The sequence below is a fragment of the Dysgonomonas sp. HGC4 genome (assembly GCF_001261715.1).
Lineage (GTDB): Bacteria > Bacteroidota > Bacteroidia > Bacteroidales > Dysgonomonadaceae > Dysgonomonas_A.
Map to the genome: position 1 here is coordinate 36,840 of NZ_CVRU01000170.1, position 9,274 is coordinate 46,113.

General features: G+C 35.4%; 9 protein-coding genes. 5 read left to right on the forward strand and 4 right to left on the reverse strand.

What is annotated here, in order from left to right; all coding sequences use genetic code 11:
* Positions 1–100: 100 nt before the first annotated feature.
* Genes tssD (HGC4_RS16570) through HGC4_RS16585 form a run of 4 tightly spaced genes read left to right on the forward strand, consistent with a single transcriptional unit; the run spans position 101 to position 1,974 of the window.
* A complete protein-coding gene (gene tssD, locus HGC4_RS16570; protein ID WP_157258362.1) occupies positions 101–502 on the forward strand; it encodes a type VI secretion system tube protein TssD in 402 nt (133 codons plus the stop codon).
* A 4-nt stretch (positions 503–506) separates the two neighbouring features.
* Positions 507–917 carry a type VI secretion system tube protein TssD gene (tssD, locus tag HGC4_RS16575; RefSeq protein WP_050711251.1) on the forward strand — a complete coding sequence of 137 codons (411 nt, stop codon included), beginning with the start codon at positions 507–509 and terminating at the stop codon, positions 915–917.
* A 3-nt stretch (positions 918–920) separates the two neighbouring features.
* Entirely contained in the window at positions 921–1,646 is a 726-nt protein-coding gene (locus HGC4_RS16580; protein ID WP_050711252.1) for a hypothetical protein, read from the forward strand.
* 10 nt (positions 1,647–1,656) lie between these two features.
* Complete coding sequence (locus HGC4_RS16585; RefSeq protein ID WP_050711253.1) at positions 1,657–1,974, forward strand: hypothetical protein; 318 nt, start codon at positions 1,657–1,659, stop codon at positions 1,972–1,974.
* A 268-nt stretch (positions 1,975–2,242) separates the two neighbouring features.
* Here HGC4_RS16585 and HGC4_RS16590 read toward each other — a convergent pair whose 3' ends face one another.
* Entirely contained in the window at positions 2,243–2,767 is a 525-nt protein-coding gene (locus HGC4_RS16590; RefSeq protein WP_050711254.1) for an NAD(P)H-dependent oxidoreductase, read from the reverse strand.
* A gap of 154 nt (positions 2,768–2,921) precedes the next feature.
* Here HGC4_RS16590 and HGC4_RS16595 point away from each other — a divergent pair, with 154 nt between their 5' ends.
* Positions 2,922–3,281, forward strand: a complete 360-nt coding sequence (locus HGC4_RS16595; RefSeq protein WP_373419318.1) for a winged helix-turn-helix transcriptional regulator — start codon at positions 2,922–2,924, stop codon at positions 3,279–3,281.
* Between the two features lie 63 nt (positions 3,282–3,344).
* Here the strand turns inward: HGC4_RS16595 and HGC4_RS16600 are convergent, their stop codons facing one another.
* The 3 genes from HGC4_RS16600 to HGC4_RS16610 form a co-directional block, all read right to left on the reverse strand.
* Positions 3,345–5,534: a glycoside hydrolase family 97 protein gene (locus HGC4_RS16600; RefSeq protein ID WP_050711255.1), complete on the reverse strand. Its 2,190-nt coding sequence runs from the start codon at positions 5,532–5,534 to the stop codon at positions 3,345–3,347.
* Positions 5,535–5,920: 386 nt separating this feature from the next.
* Positions 5,921–7,060, reverse strand: a complete 1,140-nt coding sequence (locus HGC4_RS16605; protein WP_050711256.1) for an acyltransferase — start codon at positions 7,058–7,060, stop codon at positions 5,921–5,923.
* Between the two features lie 59 nt (positions 7,061–7,119).
* Positions 7,120–9,216 (reverse strand): glycoside hydrolase family 97 protein, encoded by a 2,097-nt coding sequence (locus tag HGC4_RS16610; protein ID WP_050711259.1) that lies wholly within the window; start codon positions 9,214–9,216, stop codon positions 7,120–7,122.
* Between the last annotated feature and the right edge of the window lie 58 nt (positions 9,217–9,274).

Genomic DNA, 9,274 nt, shown 5'->3' on the forward strand with positions numbered 1-9,274 from the left:
ACTTTAATTATTCCAAAGTGAATATTAATAAAAACACAAGTGAAACAAAATATTAAACTAACTTACACAACTTATGTTTACCCATCAATGTTTTTTAAAATTGGGAGAGATATCAGGGTTGGATTTTTCATCTCTGATTAAAGGTGGTTTTGAACTTTCCAATTGTAAATTCGCTTTTTCTCAAGATATTGACGATACAGGAAAAGCATGTACAGAGGTTGTAGGCGGAACTATATCTATGACTCTACCCCAATTACCCCCAGATGTGATTACCCAATGGGCTTTAAATCCAAGACAATATAAAGATGGCGCCATTATTACTTTGGGACACGATGAAACCCCACAAGAGAAAATCTTTTTTGAAAATGCCTCGTGTATTGATTTCTCACTTGAATATACCGAAGCGGGTGATGCTTATATGCAAACACAGATAACAATTCAAGCTGAGTTTTTAACTTTCGACACAGGAATAACATTTAGTAATAATTGGACAAAACAATAGAAACATGAACATCCTTAATCTATTTCAACCTCAAGCTCACGTTACAGCTAAATTAATTATAGATGCGAAAGAATACCCTGTATCTTATTTCTATATTGGATTTAGTCAAGGTGTAGATCACAAAGGACAACCACAGCAGGATGTCAGGGGCGGACAACTAAAAATTGTAATAAAAGAATCAGTTGATAAAAGTATCTATGATTGGGCAAGGCAGTCAAGTGCTTTAAAAAGCGGAATAGTAAAGTTTGGTGATGATTTTGAGCAGACAAAACTTAGAGTAACCTTTGAAAAAGCATTTTGTATAAGCCTCGTCAGAGATATAGATGCTTACAAAGGGACTACAACAGTCTTAGTTATTGCTCCTGAAAAAATAAAACTAAATGAAAACGAACACAATAATTATTGGAGGAGTTAAGTTATGAATCATAACGATATCATTATTTATGGCTTTAATTTCGGAAATGCAGACCCAGCTTTTAAAGAGTTTGTATATAGCCTTACCAACTATGACATACACAATTTGCGCTTGATTATTTATAAACGATTATATAACCTTGAACAAAATAGTGTTTCGGCAGCTATTCATGGTAGGGATAGCTACGGAATAATTATCGTACCGGAGATTAGGAAAAATCAGATCTGGGAAAAATCAGATAAATTATTATTTGATTATATAAAAAATTTGTGGGTTGCCTCCGTCTTAGGTTATAGTGATCCCGGATTGAATCCATTTAAAATACATGAGTGGAAAATTACACGTATTCGAGCAGTTACATCCAGAAACGAAGGATGGGAAGCGATCACTTCTGCCTTAATTGAAATTGGCTTAGCTTATATAACCCAGATTCAGCTAATAAGAAGTACAGGAATGGTTGAAAAGGGATATACCTTAAAAGCATTAAGAGATGGCGGTGGAAAAGTAAATGGATTCAGCATTTCGGTTGGAAGTGGTTATGGGACTAAGCCCAGACTCGATTACCACACATTATACAATGCTAGTAGAACTAGAAACTCTATACCTGAATTTTTAAGAGAAAAAAAGGTTCTCCATTATCACAGAGGTACTACGAATAAAGAAATCAGAAGGCATTTACCTTGGGAATTTGACCCTACATACCAAAACTTCTGGGATAGATTCAGATAATTATATAATAATGGATGATAAAATATTTTTCGGTTATTATTTTTCAGCTTTAAAACAAGCTTTAGAAAAAGATAATGTAAATCATGTTTTTTTAGTAAAAGATCCTAGTTGGTATTACCCTGTAGATATGTCTGAAATCTTAGATAAATACGAAGATAAAATATATGAAAAATATCTTTTATTAGATAGGGTGTATGGTTACTTTGATGCAAAATCACACGGATTTACAAATATCAAAGGAGTAAGCTTGCCAACATACCGTGATCTGATTATATCAGATATGAATACTTTAGCCAAGCTCCTTAATATAGATCTGGATAATCTCTAAGATATAGAAAAAAAAAGAACATTATCGCGAAAAGAAGCAAGACAGTAGAATAACAACTATTCTTCTAAAATTACACTGGGAATAGTTACAAATTCATCCCACCCATGACATTTAAATTCAAGTAAATTTAAGCCTTCTCAAAATAAAAAGGTTACAATTTTCCTTACGAACGTTGCGATCATCCTTTTTCTAGTAAAATAACATAAAAATCTCCAGAATAAGAATTGTACTTATTCCGGAGACATGCAATATAATAAAAAAAGAAAGCTTACTGAGTGACATATTTCAGATACTCTTGCGTATTTATCTTCAACCTGTTTTCTAAGTCATCAGAAAATACACCATAGAAAGCATGGAAAGAGTGATATTTAGCATTCACAAAATTAACAGTAGCCTCAATAGGGCTTAAGAGTTGAGAAAGGGGAAATAAATTCTTCCCTCCCACTTGATAAGCTTCTTCGGGACTTCCTGCCGAAACTGCTGCACCGATTTCTTTACCAACTAATTTGTCTCCGTCAGGACCATAAGCCCAACCATAAGATAATACTTCATCGAACCATTTTTTCATCAGAGGAGTCATGTTTAACCACTGCACAGGAAACTGGAATATAATACGATCATGTGCACCCACTAATTTTTGTTCTGCTGCTACATCAATATTCCAGTCGGGATAAGTTTCGTATATATTATGAATGGTAACATCTGCATGTTGTTCTTTCAATGCATTTACCCAAGATTTGCTTACCAGAGATTGCTCAATATTTGGATGAGCAAGAATAACTATCGTTTTCATTTTTCAATATTTTAGTCTACATTTGTACTGTTAGTAACTTTTAGATACCAAAGAAAGTATATTTGTTTTGAACCCACAAGAAGGCTCACAAATGTTACATAGTTACCCCGATGTTACTAATGCTAAAAAAGAAGAGGTTATGAATGACGAAAAAATAAAAAAAATTGAAGATCACAGTCACTGCCCCGTAAGACTAGTGATGTCTCGCTTCGGAGATAAATGGTCGATACTAGTACTCACCCTCTTGGGAGACGAGGGTACACTACGTTTCAATGAGATGAGAAAGTACTTGAAAGATATTTCTCAAAAGATGCTTACTGTTACGTTACGCTCTCTTGAGGCTGACGGTTTGATCAAAAGAACAATCTACCCCGAAATTCCACCAAGGGTAGAATACCAATTAACTGATCTGGGTAGAAGTCTGCTTCCAAATGTCACACAAATGCTATCATGGGCTAGTGAGAATATGGATGCCATTATAGAAAATCGAAAAATATACGAGAAAACAATATAAAAGAATATCCCCGAATAAGACATTGCTTATTCGGGGATATTTATATTAGAATCTATCTGTTTATTACAGTTTCTTCAAACCTTTGATTGCAGCTTTATCAGCTTCAATTACACTGATTGCTAAACCTCCTGCAGGAGCTAAACGTTGAGATAGTTTAGACTTGTTAGTCACAACTACTTTACGGATTTCGTAAGCTTGAGGATTTGTTTTGTAATGAGCATCTTTAGCATCTGCATAAATAGTAGCTATATATACTTTATCGGCATCCAAGAAATCGAATGAGATATTAGAAGTATATCCGTTCTCACCACATACGCTACCTACGAACCAATTGTTTGTTCCTTTAGCTTTACGAGCTACTGTTACATGATCTCCTGGTTCTGCTTCAAGATATTTACTATCATCCCAGTCCAAAGCTACATCTTTGATAAATTGGAAAGCATCCATAAATTTCTCATAAGTTTCAGGGAAATCAGCAGCCATTTGCAATGGGCTGTACATAGTTACATACAATGCCAATTGATTAGCAATAGTAGTATTTACGTGAGATTTATTGTCTGGATTAATTTTTTCAATATCCATTTCGAAGATACCTGGAGTGTAATCCATTGGACCACCAATCTGACGTGTAAATGGAAGTATTGTTGTGTGATTTGGTTTGTTACCACCAAATGCTTGATATTCTGTACCACGAGCTGATTCGTTTCCGATAAGGTTAGGCCATGTACGACATACTCCTGTTGGACGAACTGCTTCGTGAGCATTTACCATGATTTTATAATCTGCTGCTTTTTCAATTGCATACTGATAATGGTTTACAATCCATTGGTTGTAGTGATTCTCGCCACGAGGAAGAATGTTACCTACGTATCCGCTTTTTACAGCATCATAACCATTGTCTTTCATGAATTTGTAAGCCTGATCGATATGACGCTCGTAGTTACGAACCGATGCAGATGTTTCGTGGTGCATAATCATTTTTACACCTTTGCTTTTAGCATATTCGCGGATACCCACTACATCAAAGTCAGGATATGGAGTTACAAAGTCAAATACATAGTCTTTAGAGTTACCAAACCAGTCTTCCCAGCCTTCGTTCCATCCCTCTACCAAAACACCGTCAAAACCATGCTTAGCAGCAAAATCAATATATCTCTTTACATTAGCAGTAGTAGCACCGTGTTTACCATTAGGTTTTACTTTCGAATAGTCAGTTATACCCAATTGTACAGTTGGCAATTCGTCAGTATATGCCCAAGTACTTTTTCCTGTAATCATTTCCCACCAAACACCTACGTATTTTACGGGTTTGATCCATGAAGTATCTTCAATTTTACTAGGCTCATTCAAGTTTAGAGTAATATGTGAAGCTAAGATATCACGAGCATCGTCACTTACGATAACTGTACGCCAAGGTGAATGGCTAGGAGCTTGAATATAACCTTTGTCGCCATTTGCATCTGGTGTTAACCACGATTCAAAAATCATGTTTTTGTCATCCAAATTAAGGTGCATACAAGAATAGTCTATCAATGCAGCTTCATGAAGGTTGATATACAGACCATCAGCCGTTTTCATCATTAATGATGTTTGAACACCTGTATTTGAGAATGATGTTTGAGAAACGTTAGCCGTTACCGATTTTTCCATTAAACCTCTGATTTCAGAAAGTTTAGATGTTGTATAATCGTATTCTTGAGTATCGTAGTCTCCTGGAATCCAATAAGCAGTGTGATCGCCTGCCATTGCAAATTGACTCTTTTCTTCTTTTATGATAAAGTAAGTCAAGTTTTTTTGCTCAGGGAACTCATATCTGAAACCTAATCCATCGTTAAATAGACGGAAACGTACTATGATAGTTCTATCTGTTGCTTTTTGATTTAGTGTTACAGCTAATTCGTTGTAGTTATTACGAATTTCTTTTACTTCGCCCCATACAGGTTTCCATGTTTCGTCGAAAGTAGCAGTTTTAGTATCAGCAATCGAGAAACCGTCATATAGGTTTCCTTCTCCTGTTTTTTCTTTAACCGAAAAATCGTCAAAGTCGTTAAGTGTTTTTTGCTCTTTCAGTTCAAGCCCCAACTTACTCGGTTTAATAATATCCTTGCCCTTATAGGTTAAGCTATAAGTGGGAACACCATTACCTTGAAGCGAAAACTTCATCGTTAAATTTCCATTTGGAGATTTCAACTCTTGCGCTACTGCCCAATGACTGACAATACACAAACACATCAAAATAATTAATTTTCTCATGGTTTATATCTTTTCATTTTAAGATTAAGGCCCAAGACCTTTTTGTTTATTTTACTAGTTTTTTATTTGCAACGAGTAAGAAATGTAAGATTCTTCAATGTATATGGAATCTCCCCATTTCTTACATACAAAGAAAAGATATTACCTTTTCATAATTAAGCTAAACCAAAAACAAAAGACCAATACTTGGTTGCAAACGTTTGCAAATTGCTGTAAAATCGATCCAAAATTATAAAAAAACCGACTTCATTGTTATTATAGGAATAGATGTCTTCATTTTTAACAACTGAAAAGACGCTAAATAAATTAAATAGAAAAACCCAACGGAAACTTACTCCATTGGGTTCTTATTCTTTTTTCAAAAAATCGCAGTAATCCGATTAATATTATTGGATTACCTTCCTTGTAAATTTGTTTAAACTCATCAACCAAATAATAAATAAAGATATAGTGAATGCAATAATAGCAATCAATGGTATTTGAATATAAGCAGGTAAATTAAGATTTGAATAAACTAAATCATATCCAAATTGCACAATAATAAAGTGACATAAATAAACTCCGAATGTTAAACCTGCAACCTTACTTAACAGTGGTGATGGAGATATATTTATCTTCTGAACTGTAATAAAAACAGCCACAGTCATCATCAAAACATTGATGCCGTAGAAATACCATACGACTTCGAGATTTTCATAACTTCCCGGAAAATATTTTTGAGTGAGGATAAAACCCAAAGAGGTTATTGCATATCCAACTAAAAACAAGGGAATGATAATTGAAAGGGTGCGTTTCCAACTCCAATTAAGAGGGAAACGTTTCAGATAATATGCCAAGACGGCAAAGCCCAGAAACCCGGAGAAGTAATAGAATATTCCAAATCCATTCCAATAACATTCGCCGAATAACCCCATACTACCATAATTCCCTGTATATCCTAGTGATGGAGCAGCCATCTGAATATAAGGCACAATAGTACTTATTATCCAAATATATAAGAATCGTTTGATATCTTTTTGAGAGGCTTGTGTTAACCACGCACTTATAATTGGTAGAATAAGATAAAGCCCAATCAACATATACAGGTACCAAAGCGGTGTAGTATCATAATTGAAATTAAAAAGGAAAGTGTACATTTTAGTAACAGTTGCCTCTAATGTATAATTCTCTATTACAATGCCCGGATTGAGTGTTCCTTCAATACCAAAATTAATATACAAATAATAAAGAACAGGCAGCACCATAGACCAAAAAGCAAGAGGAATAAGTATTCTCTTTGCTCTTTTAGAATAGAAAGTACCCATATCAGCCTTGATTGGCAGTAATAACACTCCCGATATCATTACAAATAAAGGAACGCAAGCTCTTACCAAACTTCCAAAAAGGGCTCCCGAAAGAAACTCAGATGGATTATCATCAAATTTACCTACAAATGGATCGCAGGCGTGTGCTAAAACAACTAAAAAGCAAGCGATAATCCTCAATAGGTCTACCCAAGCAATAGTCTCTCTTTGTGTTTTTTCCATAGTATTTTTATAGTTTAAAGGTAATAGGTTATGCAATACAAATAAAGGGTCTAAGACCCTTATTTTATAGAAATAGCTACACCACCACTAGGAGCCAAACGTTGTTTTAGCTTAGTTTTGTTTGTAACTGTCATGGTTTTGATTGTATAACTCTGTGGATTTTTTATCCAGTCAGCAGCTTTTCCGTCAGCATATATGGTTGCTGTATATTTAGTGCCTTCAGGCAAAAAACTGAAATCTATAATTGCTTCACGTGTATTCTCATCAGTAATGCCTCCTATATACCATTCGCTCTTTCCCTTAGCTTTACGTGCAATAGTAATATAATCACCCGGTTCTGCTTCGAGAATATAGGTATTATCCCAATTGACAGCTACGTCTTTGATGAATTGGAAAGCATCCGGAAAACGCTCGTAATTTTCGGGTAAATCGGCAGCCATTTGTAAGGGGCTATACATAGTTACATACAAAGCCAATTGCTTAACCAACGTAGTACTTAGTTTAGCTTTATTAGAACCATACACCGACAAATCGCCTTGAAATATTCCTGGAGTATAATCCATTGGACCACCCATCAAACGTGTAAAAGGCAGAATAGTTGTATGTTCGGGTTTATTTCCATTGAAAGATTCAAATTCGGTTCCTCGTGCCGATTCCTGAGCTACCCAGTTAGGATAGGTGCGGCTCAACCCCGTAGGGCGAACTGCTTCATGCGAGTTGACCATAATTTTATGATCTGCGGCAGCTTTTACGACACGTATATAATGATTTACCATCCATTGCCCATCGTGATATTCGCTACGAGGAATAATAGGTCCTACATAGCCCGTCTTTACTGCATCATAGCCATTGTCAACCATAAACTTGAATGCATCTTCCAATTGGCGTTCGTAGCTAGCCACCGAAGAAGTGGTTTCGTGATGCATAATTATTTTCACACCTTTACTTGCTGCATAGCGGTGTAATTCTTTTACATCAAAATCGGGATATGCTTTTGTAAAGCTATAAATCTCTTCTTTTACAAATGCTGCATTATCTTCCCAACCTTCGTTCCAACCTTCAACCAAAACAGCATCGAAGCCATTCTTTGCTGCAAAGTCTATATAATACTTCACATGCTCGGTATTAGCTCCATGTGTGCCATTAGGCTTTAGTTTAGAAAAGTCGGTTTTACCAATAATCACATCACCGGTATTAGTATATGCCCATGTAGAGCCTCCACCCGTAAAATATTCCCACCAAACACCAATGTACTTAGTAGGCTTAATCCATGAAGTATCTTCAATTTTAGATGGTTCGTTCAAATTCAAAATTAGGTTAGATGCCAGAATATCCCGAGCATCATCACTCACTACAATTGTTCTCCAAGGAGAAGTATAACCTGTTTGTAAGTAAGCTTTATTACCTCTAACATCTGGCGTTAAATGAGAGCTTAACTTAGAGCTGCCCTCTACATTCAGAAACATTGCCGGATAATTTACCAAAGCTGCTTCATGAATATTAATATATAATCCATCACTCGATTTTAGCATCAACGGAGTTTGTACTGCCACATTAGGAGAAGGTGCTTTTGCAGCCAAAGGCTCTTTACGAACCTCATCTATAAGTCCTGCTATTTCTGATAGTTTAGATGTAGTAATCGGAAATTCGTTCGTATCATAATCGGCAGGAATCCAAAATGCTTTATGATCACCCGACAAATTAAATTCGGTAGTTTCGTCCTGCAATATGAAATGCCTCAATTGATCTTGTACGGGAAACTCATATCTGAACCCTACTCCATCGTCAAATACTCGAAACCGAATATTTATTTTGCGTTGCGAGTTTTTTTGAACAAGTGAAACAAACATTTCTTTATGATTGTCTCTTATCTCTTTATTCTCACCCCACACAGGAGTCCATGTATTATCATCGTTTTTGTACTGAGTATCAACAATCGTAAAATTTTCATTCATAGGTTTCACCCCTCTGAACAAGAATCCCATTTTACTATCCTTTATTACAGCTTTATTCTTAAAGTTAAGGTTATAAGTAGGCTTTCCCGCTTCATCTAATTTAAAAGATAGAGTCACATTTCCATTGGGAGATGTAATTTCCTGCGCCTTCGCTATCCCTATAACAAGACAAAGACTTAACACCAGTAGTATTTTCCGCATATTCGTATTATTAGAAAGAATTTTCATGATATTTGAAGTAAAGATAACTTTTTCCACT